Origin of the sequence: Frischella perrara (genome assembly GCF_000807275.1) — a bacterium.
Lineage (GTDB): Bacteria > Pseudomonadota > Gammaproteobacteria > Enterobacterales > Orbaceae > Frischella > Frischella perrara.
Genome location: NZ_CP009056.1, coordinates 1,708,827 through 1,725,987 on the forward strand (window position 1 = coordinate 1,708,827; position 17,161 = coordinate 1,725,987).

Annotated in this window: 15 protein-coding genes and 1 other RNA gene; 8 read left to right on the plus strand and 8 right to left on the minus strand. The window is 32.9% G+C overall.

Annotated features, from left to right (window positions below):
- Positions 1–8: 8 nt before the first annotated feature.
- The 3 genes from FPB0191_RS07440 to sucC all read right to left on the minus strand — a co-directional run bounded on the left by FPB0191_RS07440 (position 9) and on the right by sucC (position 3,752).
- Positions 9–1,586: a cytochrome ubiquinol oxidase subunit I gene (locus FPB0191_RS07440; protein WP_039105055.1), complete on the minus strand. Its 1,578-nt coding sequence runs from the start codon at positions 1,584–1,586 to the stop codon at positions 9–11.
- Positions 1,587–1,693: 107 nt separating this feature from the next.
- Positions 1,694–2,563 carry a succinate--CoA ligase subunit alpha gene (gene sucD / locus FPB0191_RS07445; RefSeq protein ID WP_039105057.1) on the minus strand — a complete coding sequence of 290 codons (870 nt, stop codon included), beginning with the start codon at positions 2,561–2,563 and terminating at the stop codon, positions 1,694–1,696.
- 16 nt (positions 2,564–2,579) lie between these two features.
- Positions 2,580–3,752, minus strand: coding sequence for an ADP-forming succinate--CoA ligase subunit beta (sucC, locus tag FPB0191_RS07450; protein WP_039105058.1), 1,173 nt, complete (start codon positions 3,750–3,752; stop codon positions 2,580–2,582).
- Positions 3,753–3,978: 226 nt separating this feature from the next.
- Between sucC and fldA the strand changes: the two genes are divergently transcribed.
- The 5 genes from fldA to cls all read left to right on the plus strand — a co-directional run bounded on the left by fldA (position 3,979) and on the right by cls (position 7,912).
- Positions 3,979–4,491, plus strand: a complete 513-nt coding sequence (fldA, locus tag FPB0191_RS07455; protein ID WP_039105060.1) for a flavodoxin FldA — start codon at positions 3,979–3,981, stop codon at positions 4,489–4,491.
- A gap of 377 nt (positions 4,492–4,868) precedes the next feature.
- Complete coding sequence (gene fur / locus FPB0191_RS07460; RefSeq protein WP_039105062.1) at positions 4,869–5,321, plus strand: ferric iron uptake transcriptional regulator; 453 nt, start codon at positions 4,869–4,871, stop codon at positions 5,319–5,321.
- A gap of 98 nt (positions 5,322–5,419) precedes the next feature.
- Positions 5,420–5,986, plus strand: coding sequence for an inner membrane-spanning protein YciB (locus tag FPB0191_RS07465; protein WP_039105064.1), 567 nt, complete (start codon positions 5,420–5,422; stop codon positions 5,984–5,986).
- Positions 5,979–6,440 carry an acyl-CoA thioester hydrolase YciA gene (gene yciA, locus FPB0191_RS07470; RefSeq protein ID WP_039105065.1) on the plus strand — a complete coding sequence of 154 codons (462 nt, stop codon included), beginning with the start codon at positions 5,979–5,981 and terminating at the stop codon, positions 6,438–6,440. The genes FPB0191_RS07465 and yciA overlap by 8 nt, the downstream gene beginning before the upstream one ends.
- Positions 6,441–6,442: 2 nt before the next feature.
- The gene (gene cls, locus FPB0191_RS07475; RefSeq protein WP_039105066.1) at positions 6,443–7,912 is read left to right on the plus strand and encodes a cardiolipin synthase; all 1,470 of its coding nucleotides are present in this window, start codon (positions 6,443–6,445) and stop codon (positions 7,910–7,912) included.
- Between the two features lie 66 nt (positions 7,913–7,978).
- Here the strand turns inward: cls and cpdA are convergent, their stop codons facing one another.
- Together cpdA and nudF are read right to left on the minus strand one after the other, a co-directional pair.
- Positions 7,979–8,803: a 3',5'-cyclic-AMP phosphodiesterase gene (cpdA, locus tag FPB0191_RS07480; protein ID WP_039105068.1), complete on the minus strand. Its 825-nt coding sequence runs from the start codon at positions 8,801–8,803 to the stop codon at positions 7,979–7,981.
- A gap of 127 nt (positions 8,804–8,930) precedes the next feature.
- On the minus strand, positions 8,931–9,569 hold the full coding sequence (gene nudF, locus FPB0191_RS07485) for an ADP-ribose diphosphatase (RefSeq protein WP_039105070.1): 639 nt from the start codon (positions 9,567–9,569) through the stop codon (positions 8,931–8,933).
- Positions 9,570–9,697: 128 nt separating this feature from the next.
- On the opposite strand from nudF, the gene tolC reads away from it, so the two are divergent.
- Positions 9,698–11,059 (plus strand): outer membrane channel protein TolC, encoded by a 1,362-nt coding sequence (tolC, locus tag FPB0191_RS07490; protein WP_052236861.1) that lies wholly within the window; start codon positions 9,698–9,700, stop codon positions 11,057–11,059.
- Positions 11,060–11,116: 57 nt separating this feature from the next.
- Here the strand turns inward: tolC and eco are convergent, their stop codons facing one another.
- On the minus strand, positions 11,117–11,620 hold the full coding sequence (gene eco, locus FPB0191_RS07495) for a serine protease inhibitor ecotin (protein WP_039105071.1): 504 nt from the start codon (positions 11,618–11,620) through the stop codon (positions 11,117–11,119).
- Positions 11,621–11,817: 197 nt separating this feature from the next.
- Between eco and ydiK the strand changes: the two genes are divergently transcribed.
- Complete coding sequence (gene ydiK / locus FPB0191_RS07500) at positions 11,818–12,867, plus strand: AI-2E family transporter YdiK (RefSeq protein WP_082018276.1); 1,050 nt, start codon at positions 11,818–11,820, stop codon at positions 12,865–12,867.
- Between the two features lie 51 nt (positions 12,868–12,918).
- Here the strand turns inward: ydiK and htpX are convergent, their stop codons facing one another.
- Positions 12,919–13,785: a protease HtpX gene (htpX, locus tag FPB0191_RS07505; protein ID WP_039105073.1), complete on the minus strand. Its 867-nt coding sequence runs from the start codon at positions 13,783–13,785 to the stop codon at positions 12,919–12,921.
- Positions 13,786–13,916: 131 nt separating this feature from the next.
- Positions 13,917–14,012: signal recognition particle sRNA small type (gene ffs / locus FPB0191_RS12010), an RNA gene on the minus strand.
- A 262-nt stretch (positions 14,013–14,274) separates the two neighbouring features.
- Between ffs and FPB0191_RS07510 the strand changes: the two genes are divergently transcribed.
- Complete coding sequence (locus FPB0191_RS07510) at positions 14,275–17,046, plus strand: sigma-54-dependent transcriptional regulator (RefSeq protein ID WP_039105075.1); 2,772 nt, start codon at positions 14,275–14,277, stop codon at positions 17,044–17,046.
- The last annotated feature ends 115 nt before the right edge of the window (positions 17,047–17,161 follow it).

Below are 17,161 nucleotides of genomic sequence, written 5' to 3' on the forward strand. Positions count from 1 at the left end.
CCTTTACCTTAGTGCGTAACCGATTGTGGTTGTGTCATTTCATAATGATATTTACCAGTACCTAATGAACTAGGTCCTAAACGTGCATATTTAAACATCAAGAACAATTCTGCTATTAAGAATAAGGTATATAAACCACAAATTAAGAGCAAGGTAAATAAAACTTCACCAGCGGTTAAAGAAGAGTTAGCAACGCTTGTTGGTAAAATACCATCAATTGCCCAAGGTTGACGACCGTATTCTGCGACAAACCAACCACATTCACACGCGATCCAAGGGAATGGAATACATAAAACCATGAAACGATGGAACCAACGTAGGTTACCAATTTTATTTTTAAATGTTAGTAATACCGCTATAGCAATTCCTAATAACATTAAGAATCCTAAACCAACCATTATTCTAAATGACCAAAATAACGGCGCAACTGCAGGGATAGAATCTTCAACTGCAGCACTGATATGCGCTTGGGTAGCTTCTGGAATAGTTATATTATCACGATCTGTAAATCGTTTAACTAAATAACCATAACCGAGATCCTGACGGTGTTGCTCAAATTGTTTGATAACTTTCGGATCTTGGCTACCTTGCTTAATTTTTTGTAAACTATCAAACGCCAAAATACCGTTTCGAATTCGAGCCTCATTATCAACCATAATTTCTCTCAAACCTTTTACTTCTTTATCAAACGATCTTGTGGTGATAAGACCCATTACATAAGGTATTTGGATTTCGAAAAGATTTTTTTTCTGAGATTGAGAAGGGAAAGCAATGACGTTAAATGCCGCGGGTGCAGGTTGAGTTTCCCATTCACCTTCAATTGCAGCAAGTTTAGTCGGTTGAACAGTTGTCATTTCATGCCCGGCTTCATCACCCATTAAAATGACTGCAACAGACATGATAAAACCAAACATACTCGCAACTGCAAAAGAACGTTTAGCGAAAGCGGTATCTCTATTTCTCAGTAAATAATAAGAACTGATTCCTAATACAAATATAGCCCCGGTTACATAACCTGCAGCTACGGTATGGAAAAATTTAAATTGCGCAACAGGACTGGTTATTAATTCAAAAAAATCAACCATTTCCATTCTTGCATTAAAAGAATTAAATTCTGAACCAATTGGGAATTGCATCCAACCATTAGCAACTAAAATCCAAAGTGCTGATAAATTCGAACCAAAGGCAACACAATAGGTAACAATTAAGTGCTTAACTTTAGTCAAGCGCTCCCAACCAAAGAAAAATAGACCTACCATAGTTGACTCTAAGAAAAAGGCCATTAGACCTTCTATTGCTAAAGGTGCACCAAAAATATCCCCTACGTAATGAGAATATTGAGACCAGTTCGTACCGAACTGAAACTCCATGGTTAAACCTGTAGCAACACCTAGAGCAAAATTAATCGCAAATAACTTGCCCCAGAATCTTGTCATATCCTTCCATATTTGCTTACCGCTAACTACGTATACCGTTTCCATAATTGCCAGTAAGAATGACATTCCTAATGTTAAAGGCACAAATATGAAGTGATACATAGCTGTTAAAGCAAATTGAAGTCTTGATAGTTCAACGATATCTAACATTTTTACTCCCTAGACTACAACAAAGCCCAAATTATTTTTAATTATAAAAAGTCAACGTATTGTACACTAAATATTATTAATAAAAATTAACTAAAATCAAAAAAAATTTAATTTATAAACTTTTTTATAGCGTTACTTAATTCTATTAAGCTTGGAACCACAATGACTCCGGCATTTTGTAAGGATTTTGTTTTTTCAATTGCAGTTCCTTTACCTCCCGAAATTATGGCTCCAGCATGTCCCATTCGTTTACCTGATGGCGCAGTTGCACCAGCAATATAACTAACAACGGGTTTTGTTACATGTTGACGAATATATTCCGCAGCTAATTCTTCGGCAGTTCCACCAATTTCGCCAATCATTATAATAATTTCAGTTTGTGGATCTTTTTCTAATAGAGATAAAATTGTAATAAAATCACTACCAGGGATTGGATCGCCACCAATACCAATACAGACAGATTGACCAATACCTATATCTGTTGTTTGTTTCACTGCTTCATAGGTTAAAGTGCCGGAACGAGAGACAATACCTACTTTACCTGCCAAGTGTATATGACCCGGCATAATGCCAATTTTGCATTGATCAGGTACGATAATTCCCGGACAATTAGGACCTATTAAAATAGTATCGGTCTGTTTAAGTTTTTCTTTAATATAAAGCATATCTAAAGTTGGAATACCTTCAGTAATACAAACAATCAGCTTTATACCCGCTTCCGCAGCTTCTAATATAGAATCTTTACCAAAAGCTGCGGGAACATATATCATACTAGCCGTTGCACCGGTTGCTTGAACCGCTTCTTTTACTGTATTAAATACGGGCAGACCTAAATGAGTTGTTCCCCCCTTACCTGGCGTTACCCCTCCCACTAATTTTGTGCCATATTCTAACGCTTGTTGAGAATGGAATGTACCTTGACTTCCAGTAAAACCTTGACAAATTACTTTGGTATCTTTATTAATTAAAACTGACATTTTGAACTCCATTCAACTAATTGGCTAAAGCAGAAATTTTTTGCGCTGCGTCAGATAAGCTTTCGGCACTGATAATATTTAAATCACTATTAGCTAGCATTGCTCGAGCAATTTCGGCGTTATTCCCTTCTAATCTAACTACAACCGGTATAGCTAAATCAATTTCTTCAATAGCAGCAATAATACCTTCTGCAATCAAATCACAACGAACAATTCCACCAAAAATATTAACTAAAATAGCCTTAACATGACTATCTGAGACAATTAATTTAAATGCTTCGCAAACGCGTTCTTTTGTTGTACCGCCACCCACATCAAGAAAATTAGCAGGCTCACCACCATATAATTTAATAATATCCATGGTTGCCATTGCTAATCCTGCGCCATTAACCATGCATCCGATATTTCCACTTAGCGAGACATAACTAAGTCCTTGTTTTGTCGCAATGGATTCTCGTTCATCTTCTTGGGTAATATCTCTTAATTGACTTAATTCAGGGTGGCGATAGAGGGCGTTATCATCTAAAACAATTTTAGCATCAACACATAACAGTTCCTCATCTTCTGTTATCACTAATGGATTGACTTCAGCTAATGATAAATCGTTCTCAATAAATAATTTTGCTAAATTGGTAAATATTTTTGCAAATTGATTGACTAGTTTACCTGTTAATCCTAACTTGAAAGCTAATTCCCTTCCTTGATAAGCACATGGACCAAGTAATGGATCAATAGGCATAGTGAAGATTAATTCTGGCGTGTTGGTCGCGGTTGATTCAATATCCATCCCGCCTTCGGTTGAAGCAATAATCACAACACGTTTCAGAGCCCTATCAACAACTGCTCCTAAATATAATTCTGTTTTTATTGAAGATGCTTGTTCAAGTAAAATTTTATTAACTGGTTGACCTTTCTCATCAGTTTGATAGGTTACTAATCTTTGTCCTAACCAATGTTCGGCAAATCGTTTAATCTCATCAAAATTTTCTGTACAAATCACACCACCCGCTTTCCCTCTTCCGCCGGCATGAACTTGACATTTCGCTACCCATTTCATTTGATTTTCTTGACTTGTTAACTCAGCCAATTTTTCAATTATTTCATCAACAGAATTACATAAATAATTAACGGGAACAGGTAAACCATATTTTTTAAACAACATTTTAGATTGATATTCGTGCAGATTCATAGCGATGTATTCCGAGCAATTAATAAAACAATTAGTGATAATTGTTTTATAAATAGATAAAACATAAGTATTGTTAAAGTGTAATCTAATAATTAATTATTGTGTAGTTTTCTAATTGCCTAATAAAAAAAATCTATGAAAATAACTTGTCTTATTGTTGTTTTTTATTTTGTGATGTTATAATTTTCGCTTATTTATAACAATGTAATGACTATAAGGTAAATATATGTCCAAAGTTGGAATTTTTTTTGGTAGCGATACCGGAAATACTGAGAAAGTCGCTCAACACATTCAAAAATTGTTAGGTGAAGATAAAGCCGATTTGTTTGATATCGCAAAAACTACCAAGGAAGAAATACAAAAATTTGATTTCCTATTTTTTGGTATCCCAACTTGGTATTATGGTGAATCACAATGTGATTGGGATGACTTTTTCCCTAATCTTGAACAGGTTGATTTTACCGGCAAAACAGTAGCTATTTTTGGCTGTGGCGATCAAGAGGACTATGCAGAATATTTTTGTGATGCAATGGGTACATTAAGAGACATCATTGAACCAAAAGGTGTGAAAATCGTCGGTCATTGGTCAACTGAAGGTTATCACTTTGAATCATCGAAAAGCCTTGTTGATGACAACCATTTTGTCGGATTAGCTATTGACGAAGATAGACAAGCTGAGTTAACGGAACAACGCATTAACCAATGGGTTGAACAAGTTAAACAAGAAATGGGTATTTAAGCATTAGAATAATATTTAGTTATCTTATCAAAATAGCTAATTTGTAATATCTAATATTGATAATGAGATCTTTTGTAGATCTCAATTTCAACATACAAATGCGCAAATGATTTTACAGAAGCTTAATTTCAAATAATAATATCCGCTCTTCATCGTTATCTAATTGTCCAACTATTTTTTTTTACAAATGAGTCAGATTAACTTCCATCAACTAAAAAATGATTAAATAAATCCCAATAAACAAATATCTATTTAAATTATCGATTAGATAGAATTTGGATTATCAAATTGGCAATACCAGTTAAAATGATTGCTTTATTTTTTTTAAATTTTTTTTATAATGAATACTAATTATGTGATAAGGGATTCAGATTTTTATGACAGTACAAGACAACAATGCGGCGCTAAAAAATGCAGGGCTGAAAATTACGTTACCAAGATTAAAAATTTTGGAATTACTACGGGATCCTCATCACCAACATGTTACTGCAGAAGATCTTTACAAAAGACTTTTAGACTTAGGTGAAGAAATTGGTTTAGCAACAGTTTACCGTGTTTTGAATCAATTTGATGATGCGGGTATCGTGACAAGACACAATTTTGAAGGTGGAAAAGCTGTTTTTGAGTTAGCAACTCAAACTCATCACGATCATCTCATTTGTTTAGATTGTGGTGAAGTTTTTGAATTTAATGACGAAGTGATCAACAAAAGACAAAAAGAAATCGCCAACCGATATGGAATTAATTTGACTTATCACAGTTTATATCTTTATGGGCATTGTTCCGGAGGTAACTGTAAAAAAGATTCTTCTCTACATAATCCAAAATAATATTATTTTCTATTCCAATTACATGATCTTTTATTTAAAATTCGGTAATTGGAATTATTTTTCATTACTCTCTTCTTCTACACAGGTTTAAACTCAAAATGCGACAATTACTTAATTTTATTCCATTAGTAGTTTTTTTCGTCTTTCTACTTGTTTATGACATGTTTGTTGGCATTAAAGCACTAATGATTGCTGCCACCCTATCCTTTATCTTAACTTTAATCGTTTATAAAAAAGTAGAAAAGTTAGAGCTTTTTTCTTTTTTAATGATTATCATTTTTGGTGGGCTAACCATTTTCCTTGATAATAAAGATATTTTTAAATGGAAAATTACCTTAATAAATTTCGGCTTTGCGCTTATTTTGTTAACTAGCCAATTTATTTTCAAGAAAAATCTCATTCAAAAAATAATGGGTAAAGAATTAAAGCTAAATATTTCCGTTTGGAATAAATTAAATATCATTTGGTCTTTATTTTTTATTGTATGTGGACTGGCTAATATTTATGTGATTTTTTATATGTCCGATGATTTCTTTGGCTTGTTCAAGGCATTTATCTTACCTGGTGCATCACTAGTCATTACAGTAATTTCAAGTATATATATCTATAAATATCTTGAACCGAATGATAAATCTAAATTAACGGAGTTTAAAAATCATGAATGAGACAGCTAAAAAACCTAAAGGTCAATTGGTATTACGTACTTTAGCTATGCCAAGTGATACAAATCCACATGGACACATTTTTGGTGGTTGGATTTTATCGCAAATGGATCTAGGTGGTGGCATATTGGCTAAAGAAATAGCCCGAGGAAGAGTAGTAACCGTGAATGTAAGTAGCGTAACTTTCCATCGCCCAGCTATGGTAGGTGATGTTGTTTGTTGTTATGCTCGTTGTTTAAAAACGGGTACGTCATCTATTACAATTGCAATTGAAGTCTGGGTTAAACGAATTTCTGATAATCACACTAATTTTGGGCAACGAGATTGTATTACAGATGCAATTTATACTTATGTTTTAGTTGATAAACATAATAAACCTCGTTCGTTACCCGAACAATTTCAACAGTATGATTCAACTAAAGACGATATTAGTAAACTAGCGTTATTTGATAATTAATAATGAACTTATCTGTAGATGTCTTTTATACATGGGGTAATACATTATTTTTAATCAGTTATTGGCTGATTATTGTTGCTATAACACTACGTATATTAATGAAAAGAAAGCCAACCACATTTGTGGTTGCTTGGTTGATGATTATTTATATCATACCGATTGTTGGTATAATCCTCTATCTCCTATTAGGTGAAGCGCATATTGGTCAGCAACGTGCTAAACGAGCACAAAAAATGCGCCCAACTATTAACCACTTTATTAATAAATCCCTTGATTTCCCATTTATCTTTACGGAACAAGTTAGTGATGTGGCTAAACCTTTATTCCAATTATGCAAACATCAAACAGGCTTAAATGGAATTAATGGAAATCACATTGAATTAATTCATACACCGAATGCTATTTTTGATGCGCTTATAAATGATATCAATCAAGCTAAATCAAATATAGAAATGGTTTTTTATATTTGGAATATTGGTGGTCGTGCTGATGAAGTTGAATATGCCTTAATCCGTGCGGCAACTAGAGGTGTCAAATGCCGAATTATGCTTGACTCCGCAGGTAGTCGACGCTTTTTTAATAGCAAGCAATCTAAAATAATGCGTAATGCAGGAATTCAGATTGTTGAATCCTTAAAAGTGAATCTTTTCCGATTTATCTTTCGCAGATTAGATATTAGGCAACATCGTAAAATAGCGATTATTGACAACCATATTGCTTATACAGGAAGTATGAATATTGTTGATCCTCGCTTCTTTAAACAGAATAAAAATGTTGGCGAATGGGTTGATGTTATGATTAGAATGAATGGACCGATTGTAACGCTAATGGGAGCTATTTATGCCATTGATTGGGAATTAGAAATAGGTGATAAATTATTTTTACCAAAGATAGTAGATTTTGCTGAAAAGCCTGAACAAAAAAGACATATTATGCAAGTAATCCCTTCTGGTCCTGGATATAGCGAAAATATAATTCAACAAGCATTATTGACAGCAATCTATTCTGCACAACAAGAAATCATTTTCACTACACCATATTTAGTACCTAGTGACGATCTTCTCCATGCTATTTGTACTGCAGCACAGCGCGGAGTAATAGTGAAGATCATCGTTCCACAAAAAAATGATTCTATTATGGTTGATTGGGCAAGCCGAGCATTTTATAGTGATTTGTTAGATAGTGGGGTTGAACTGTACCAATTTAAGAACAATTTATTACATACAAAAAGTGTGTTAATTGATAAGCAATTAAGTTTAGTCGGTACAGTTAATCTTGATATGCGCAGTCTTTGGCTAAATTTTGAATTAACCACTGTGATTGATGATAGTGAATTTGCTCATCATTTAGACATATTATTATCAGACTATTTTGCACAATCTGAACAATTAGAATTAGAATCATGGAATAAACGACCTTTTTGGCATCATATCATTGAACGGTTATTTTATTTCTTTGCGCCTTTGTTGTAATAACGTCAAATCATTAACTATATCTTGAATCATTGTTATTACATTTAAATAAATCATTTTTAGATTTTAATAACCATTTTGCGACAAATCGGGTTCAAAGAGATTATTTTCAAGATTGTAAACAGCAGTATCAACATGACCTTCAGGTTTGAGTTCAATAATGCGCCAGCCGGGCGCGTCATTTGCAACACTAAAATCACGACTTAATGGTTTGAATTGAACACAAGTTGATGGCGTAGAGAATGCCAAACAATGAGGTAATCGTTGTTGTGTAATTTGATGAATATGCCCCCAACCAACACCTTTAATCTGCGGTAATTGATTTATGAGGTTAATAAATTCTACATGATTAATCAGACTGTGTTTATCTAACCAATCACAATTAGACATTAAAGGATGATGATGTAAAAAAACCATTGCAAAACGATCTGGATACTTTTGCAACGAAGTCGTTAAAAATGCTAATTGTTGCTTTGAAAGCTCACCATATGTTTCTCCAACCACTTGACTATTAAGCATAATAATTAACCATTTTTCACCCAATAATACAATTTTGTTTTCTGGTAAACCTTGTTGTTTAAAAATATATTGCATATTTTCATGAATATCATGATTACCAGCTAACCACACACAGGGTGCCATAAATTGTTTTATTGTTTGAGCGAATTTCAAATAAGCAGCTTGACTGCCATCTTGAACAAAATCCCCAGTAGCAACGATTAAATCAAAATGCTCAGCACGCTTTTTAATATTGTCAATTACCGCAGCAAAACTAGCGTTAGTCTTAACCCCTAATAAGTTATTCTCATCATCGGCAAAAAGATGCGTGTCAGTAATATGAAGTATTTTGCCAACAGATTTTTTAAGTGGAATGATTAAATGTGAGTTCAATTTCAATCTCAGCAATTAACAAATTTAGCTAGTATAAGCCAATAAACACAATAATTCTGTTGCAAAGCGCACATTTTCTTTCAATCGCACATTTTTCATTCATTATAAGTTGTTAATTTGCTGATATTTAACTTTTTGACCATGCCTGCCTTAAGGTTTGATAATTTAATTGTAACCACTGTAAAGCGATTATTGAAGCTGCATTATTAATTAAACCACTTTCCACCCATTGGTAAGCTTGTTCACGGGTTACAACATGCACTTTAATATCTTCGTTTTCATCGGCTAAACCATGAATTCCTTTGGCTTTAGTCGCATCAGTTTCGCCAACAAAAATATGCAGTTGTTCCGTTAAACCTCCTGGACTTGCCAAGTAATTGATTATTGGTTTACAGCGACCGATATCTATACCGGCTTCCTCTTTTGCTTCTCTTCTTGCTACCTCTTCAAGAGATTCCCCTTCATGATCAACCATGCCAGCAATCAATTCTAAAATCCATGGGCTTTGTTGAGTTTCAATTGCAGCTATACGAATCTGTTCAATTAGAACCACCTGATCTAACTTAACATCATAAGCTAATAATACAACAGCATGTCCACGTTCTAGAATTTCTCGACTTACCGTATTACTAAGAGAACCATCAAACTTTCGATATTGAAACCGGTATTCCAATAATGAAAAAAAACCTTTATATAACACACACTTAGTTAAATTCACAACATCTTTTTTTGTGAAAGAAATTGGATTATTATCTTTAATTTGCATAATAGACACTCTATTTTTTAATAAAAAATGCGAATGAGTATAAACTCTGCTTATGCATATACTAATTATCTGTTAGAATTAAGCAATATGTTTCGTTAAAATAACTCTGTTTAATTTTGGGAAAATTCATGAAAAAAGTCTTACCCCTTCTAATCAGTATTGTCCTAGCCCCTTCTGCTTTTGCTGAAAACTTAATCCAAGTTTATGAACAAGCTAGATTAACTAATCCTGACCTTAAAAGTTCGATTGCAGATAAAGAAAAGGCTTATTCTGCTATTTCAGAGCAACGTGCAAGCTTGTTACCTCAACTCGGTTTAAATGCATCTTATGGATTAACTCATGGATATCGAGAAAATAAAGATATCAACAATAAAAGTGGTAAACTAGGTCTATCATTAAATCAAAGTATTTTTAATTATGCTAATTGGAAAAAGCTTGATATTACTAAACAGCAAGCGAGTGTTGCCGATATTGCATATCAATCAAAAGAACAAGCGTTAATTTTAAATACTGCAACCAATTACTTTAAAGTACTTAGAGCAATTGATACCTTAAGTTATGTAGAATCACAAAAGAAAGCCATCTATCGTCAACTTGAACAAACACGGCAAAAACATAAAGTTGGTTTGGTGGCAATTACGGATGTACAAAATGCTCAGGCAAATTATGATTTAACCATTGCTGAACAAGTAAGTTCTTTAAATGATTTAAATAATGCTTTGGAAGATTTACGTCAAGTGAGTGGTCGATTTTATGCTAATTTAGCTACTATTGATATCAAAGCTTTTAAAACTGAAAACCCATCACATATTAGTAAATTGTTACAACTTTCAGAAAATGCCAACCTTGATTTACTGACAGCTCGTTTGAGTCGTGATATTGCTAAAGAACAAATCAGACTTGCTCAATCTGGTCACTTACCAACAATCAGTCTTAATGCTTCAACGGGATTAAATAAGAATGAAAATTACGGTGATAAAGTTGGTGTTAACCGTAATGGCAGTCATTCTTATGCTGATAATAGTAAGATTACTGGTGCAAATACTATTGGTATTTCTTTTGATATGCCTATATTTACAGGAGGCGCGACGATGTCTCAAGTTTCACAAGCTCAATATAATTATGTTAGCTTTAGTGAAAAACTAGAGAGTACAAACCGTGCTGTAATCAATAAAGTACGCTCATCTTACAATAATATATCTGCTGCTATCAGTTCAATTAAAGCTTATGAGCAAAGTGTTGTATCTGCGCAAAGTTCATTAGATGCGACCCAATCTGGTTATGAAGTTGGAACTCGTACTATCGTTGATGTATTAACAGCTACTACTCAGCTTTATGATTCTAAAAAGAAACTAGCAAACTCAAAATATGACTATTTAATTAGTCTTTTACAAATGAAATCAGCGATTGGTACATTAACTGCTAATGACCTATTACAGCTTAATAGTATGTTAGGAAAAGAAACAACGACTTTAATTACCATCAAATAATATATTTCAAAACAAAAAACCTGCTTAAAGCAGGTTTTTTTAACTTAATTATCAATATTATTCAATAATAGCAGTTAAAGTTTTACCCGAGTTTGACCAGATTCGGTATTTAACTTGTACATCTTCCGGGTTATATACCACAATTGGTAAACGACTATTATAGTCCATTAAACCTAAACTATGTTTAATCGTAACAAATTCAGATTTACCTTCGAAATCTGGTGGGCACGCCATCAAAGTCGAAATACCATTTGTCACTTCACTAACGGTAAGGTATTGGTATCCCCAACCTTTCAATTCATTTATTTTAACATTACCTGCTAAACTACGGAAATTGCAATCAGTTGTCATTTGTTTACCGATTAACAATTCAACTTTAGCATCCTGTTCATTTTTCAATTGCGGAAGGTAAATTACAGAACGTACATATCCCGCTTCTGCTTCAGGATATGGAGCAATTTCATTAACATTTCTGACAGTATTTTTTGCTGCATTCGCTCCAGTACATGCTGTTAATAAAATAGCAATTGATGTTAATGCCAAAGTGGCTAATTTCTTCATTCTCTACTCCCAAATTAATATATTCATATAAAAAAATGGGCATATAAGATTGATTTATCTATACAAACCCATTTAGTTGCTAAATATATAAGCTAATTTTTAGTTTAGCAAGCCAAATATCATTTTTGAAAATGATAGCTGTATAACCAAGAATCCGCTATTATACACTGACTTATGCGTTTTTAAGAATTTTCACTATGCAAATGTCTAAAAATAATGATTTATTAAAATTAATTTTGAATTTAATTATTATTGGATTATTTATCATTATTACTTATCAAGTAGTCCAGCCTTTTTTATTCGGATTTTTTTGGGCGGTCATGGTGGTCATTACCACATGGCCATTTATGATCAAATGTCAGGAAAAACTTTTTAATAAACGGATTTTAGCTGTGACAGTAATGATGATAATTTTATCATTGTTCTTTATCATCCCTATTATACTTATAGTGACAAGTATTGCGAAAAATAGCAGTTTTCTAATCGATTTCGCCAAGAACTTTTCTCAACAGAAGTTACCTACTTTATCATGGTTAGAAAGCATACCTCTAGTCGGAGAAGAACTACATTCTAAATGGAATAACCTAATTACAGACAATGGATTGGAGCTTATCCAACAGGTTCGTCCTTATTTTGGTACTGTTGCAAAATGGATAATTGATCAAGCAACGAATGTCAGTATCTTTATTTTCCATTGCGCTATTATGGTGATCTTTAGTGGTTTACTCTTTTTGAAAGGTGAAAAAGTAAAAAAATATGTTTACCATTTTGCTCATCGATTATCTAAACAACATGGTAAAAAAACAGTTCTATTAGCTGGTCAATCAATTAGAGCTGTGGCCTTAGGTGTCGTGGTTACTGCATTAACATTAACATTAATAGGTGGAATCAGTTTACTTTTAGTTAACATGCCATTTACAGGCTTCATTACATTAGTACTTTTTGTTTGCTGTGTGGCACAAATTGGTCCTGTTATCGTAATGGCAAGTTGCGCAATTTGGCAATTTTGGAGTGGTAATATCATTGCTGGTATTTGTTTGTGTGTAATAACAGTTATATTGACAACTTTAGATAGCTTAATGAGAACTTATTTAATCAAAAAAGGCGTGGATCTTCCATTCTTATTAATTCTTTTTGGTGTAATTGGTGGCTTATTAGGATTTGGTGCTATGGGATTATTTATTGGTCCAGTCATGTTAGCTTTATCTTATAATTTAATGCAAGCTTGGATTCAAGAGAGAGATTAAGCGATACTGCGTCTAAACGACGCAGTTTTCCGTAGATATTCTGAAATCAATTTATATAAATTGTCCATTTCGTAATGCTTCTATACGTTTATCTAAACTTGGATGAGACATAAATAGCTCAGAAAATTTTACTTTTTTAGCGCCATTAATACAAAACGCCATAATGGTGCTTTCTTCTTGTGGTTCATAACTGACTTTTAATCGTTGTAACGCTGCTATCATCTTATCTTTACCAACCAACTTTGCGGCACCTGCATCAGCATGGAATTCTCGATAACGTGAAAACCACATCGCAATGATGCTTGCTAAAATACCAAATACAAATTCAAAAACCATAACAATGACAAAATATGCCATTTGCGACATATCACGACTACGTTCTGACATAGCTTGGCTCACAACAGAAGCCAACATTCGTGAAATAAATATCACAAACGTATTTAATACACCTTGTAAAAGTGTCATTGTTACCATATCACCATTAGCAACATGGCTAATTTCATGTGCAAGAACAGCTTCTGCTTCATCTTTGTTCATCGTTTCAAGTAAAGCTGTACTGACAGCTATTAACGAATGATCGCGTCGTGCACCTGTTGCAAATGCATTCATATCAGCAGCTCGATAAATCGCCACTTCAGGCATTTTAATTTGTAATTGATTTGACAATCCTCTCACAGTATCCAATAACCAATATTCCTCAGCATTTCTTGGCTGAGTAATAATTTGTCCGCCTACCGCTTTTAAGACCATGGTTTTAGACAATAGTAATGAAATAAAGGAACCAGCAAAACCAAAGATGAGCGCAAAAATAAGTAGACCTGTGACACTATGAGCATCAATACCTAATATGCTCAATACGATACCAAATACTAGCATCACGGCTAAATTTGTCAGCAGAAAAAGTCCTATACGCATCATAAATGTTGGTTCTCCAATCTCAAAAAAGAACAATTATAATGATTCAACCAGTTAATTACTAGTTACTAAAAAAAGAAATTAATGAATGAGTTAGATAGAAAAATGAGAAATAATATTTGAATTGGAGGAGACCCTATCAGCCGAATCTCACACACATATAACCTACTTAGGCTGCTTCCTTCCGGACCTGACCAAGTGAGCAAGCAAACGTTGCAAGAGGACCCATAGAGTCTCCATCGAAGAGTGCATATTATCCTTTAAATAATTTCAAAATACAACTAGCTATTTTTGTTTGTCTAAAAAATTATCGATTTTAATACAAACAGTAAACTAACTTCACAAATATTGGTGATAGAGCGCATAAATATGAGTAAAAATATTAGAATTATATTCAAAAGATTATATGATCATAACTGAAAAAGAGTAATCATCATTATATCGTGCTTAATTAGCATACGGCAATAAACGGTTTATTTATGGATTACAACAATGTTAAAACAAAAAATTTTATCTTATTTAGCCAATCAGACCGCTTTTTTTGATCCCGAAAATATTAGCGATATTTTTACCGCTAGCCATATAGCAGATAAATTTGATATCAAACGGAATACCGCTAGTTTATATCTTAATGAATTGGTAACCGATAAAAAAGTGATCAAAATAATCAGTCGACCTGTTTATTTCCTGCATAAAACCGTTTTTGAAAATCAATTTTTCAACATATTAGAATACCAATATCCGAGTGTTAGTGCTTTGTTTGCCAATCAACCGCAAATTGAGAGTAACCACGATTTATTCTCGTTAGTAATTGGTCATAATCAATCATTAAAAAAACCAATTGAACAGTTAAAAATGGCTATGCTCTATCCTAATGGTGGGTTACCTTTATTAATCGGTGGATCAAGTGGTACAGGTAAAAGCTATCTAGCTAATTTATTGTATCAATATTGTAAAACAAACCAATTAATCGATGAAAATGCACCATTTGTTACATTCAATTGTGCGCAATATGCTAACAACCCAGAATTATTAACTAGCAACTTGTTTGGTTATGTCAAAGGCGCATTCACCGGAGCTGATCATGCTAGACAAGGCGCCTTTGAACATGCCAATGGGGGTATATTATTTCTTGATGAAGTTCATCGTCTCAATGGCGAGGGTCAAGAAAAACTGTTTACCTATTTAGATAATGGTATTATTTACCGCATGGGAGATACAAAAAATAGTATACCGCTCCATGTAAGATTGATTTTTGCCACTACGGAAAATCTCAATGATAATTTCATGCGTACTTTTCTAAGGCGTATTCCCGTTCAAGTTACCCTACCCGATCTTGAAGACCGAACCAAACAAGAGAAAGAACAGCTAATTTATCTCTTATTTCGTAATGAGGCTAAAATAATCGATCGTAAGCTATCAATATCACCTCAGACTTTAATCAATTTTAAAAATCAACATTTTATAGGTAATATTGGTTCTCTTGAAAATGCAATTAAAAATACCATCGCCTATGCTTTTGCTAAACAAGTCAATCAAGATCTAATTAAAATAACGATCTACGATATCCCTCAAGAATTTATCAATCAACAATTTAACCCCAACCCACAACTAAATGAATCTAATATTGAGATAGATAAAACAACTGATTTAGGTTATTTAATTCATCAAAGTAACCCTATTAATGAAATGATTTATGATGCCTATATCAAATTGTCATATCTTTTCAAAAAGAATCCTCAACAAATTGATATAACACCTGATATCGAAAATGAACTGCTTAATGAGATTGATAGATTATTTGACAAACTGATTTATGAAAATAAACAGCAAAACCAAAACATTATAAAACATGTAATTAATACGGTTACTTATGAATTACAAAACCTTGAACAAATGTTTAATGTTCAATTTAATGGAAATTATATATATGCAATAAGTTATTACCTCTATTACCGAGCAAATGTTGAATACCAATTTAATCAAATTAATTTTGCAATGATGAAATCAATACAACAAGCAGTTAAAAAACTCAATCCACATATGTATCGTTTAGTTAAACAACTATTTCGATCGATTGAGAACAAAATTGATTTACAAACACAAGCTGTTGACATCATCATCCTAACGCTATATCTCAATAAAATGGGAGGAACCGAAAATAGTGGATTAACCAAAGCAATTATTCTTGCGCATGGTTATGCAACTGCCAGCAGTATTGCAAATGTCACCAATCGATTATTGGGAAAAAATGTATTTGAAGCGTTTGATATGCCAATCGACATTGCACCACAAGATATTGCGAACAAAGTCATTAATTATATCGAGCGTAATGATATCTCGCGTGGTTTACTAATTTTAGTTGATATGGGATCGTTAAAAGATATTTATAAATTTTTACCACACACCATCAATAGTCCTATCGCTATTATCAATAACGTCTCAACACAAATTGCAATGAATATCGGTAGTTTAATTCTCGATCATATCTATCTTGAAAAAATCATTGAAGAAGTCATTCCAAAAAATATTCCAGAACATAATATTATCTATCCTAACCATAATAAACCTAAAGCAATTATAACAACTTGTGTTACTGGAATTGGTACTGCTAACAAAATTAAGACATTGCTTAAAGACAGTATTACAAATGTACTCAATATAGAAATTATCGCTTATGATTTTCAAGCTTTAGAACGTGACAAAGGAACAGATTCTGTTTTCTTACTTTATAACGTTATTGCGATAATTGGTACACTTAATCCAAACATCGCTGATGTACCTTTTATATCCTTAGAGGAATTAATTTCTGGTAACACTAACTCTATCTTGTTATCTCTATTACACGAAGCCAATCAACAAACAATTCAAGAGATAAATAACAGTATTATTAAGAACTTTTCACTTGAGCGAGTCATTGAATCAGTAACAATATTAGATACCAATAAGGTAATTAATTATATTGAACAATGTATCATTGAATTTGAGAACATAACTCAACAAGCATTACCTAATGACAAAAAAATAGCACTTTATATTCACATTAGTTGTTTAATTGAACGTTTAATTCGGAATGTCCCACTAGAAAATCATATTCATCAAACATTCCAACAGTGTCAAAAAGTGTCCTTACAACAGATAAAAGAAGCGTGTAGTGTCATTGAAAAGACATATAGTGTCGAAATCCCCAAAATTGAATTACTTTATATTCAAGACATAATCAAACAAAAAACAGAATTTCCTGAATTAACTCAAGAGTTTTAGTCATCTTCCTTTCACCTTTATCAACATTGCCAGATTTTCTGGCATGTTTATTGCTTATATAAATATACCAAACAGCAATTTAATTCAGCTTTACATCAATTAATTAAATTCATTC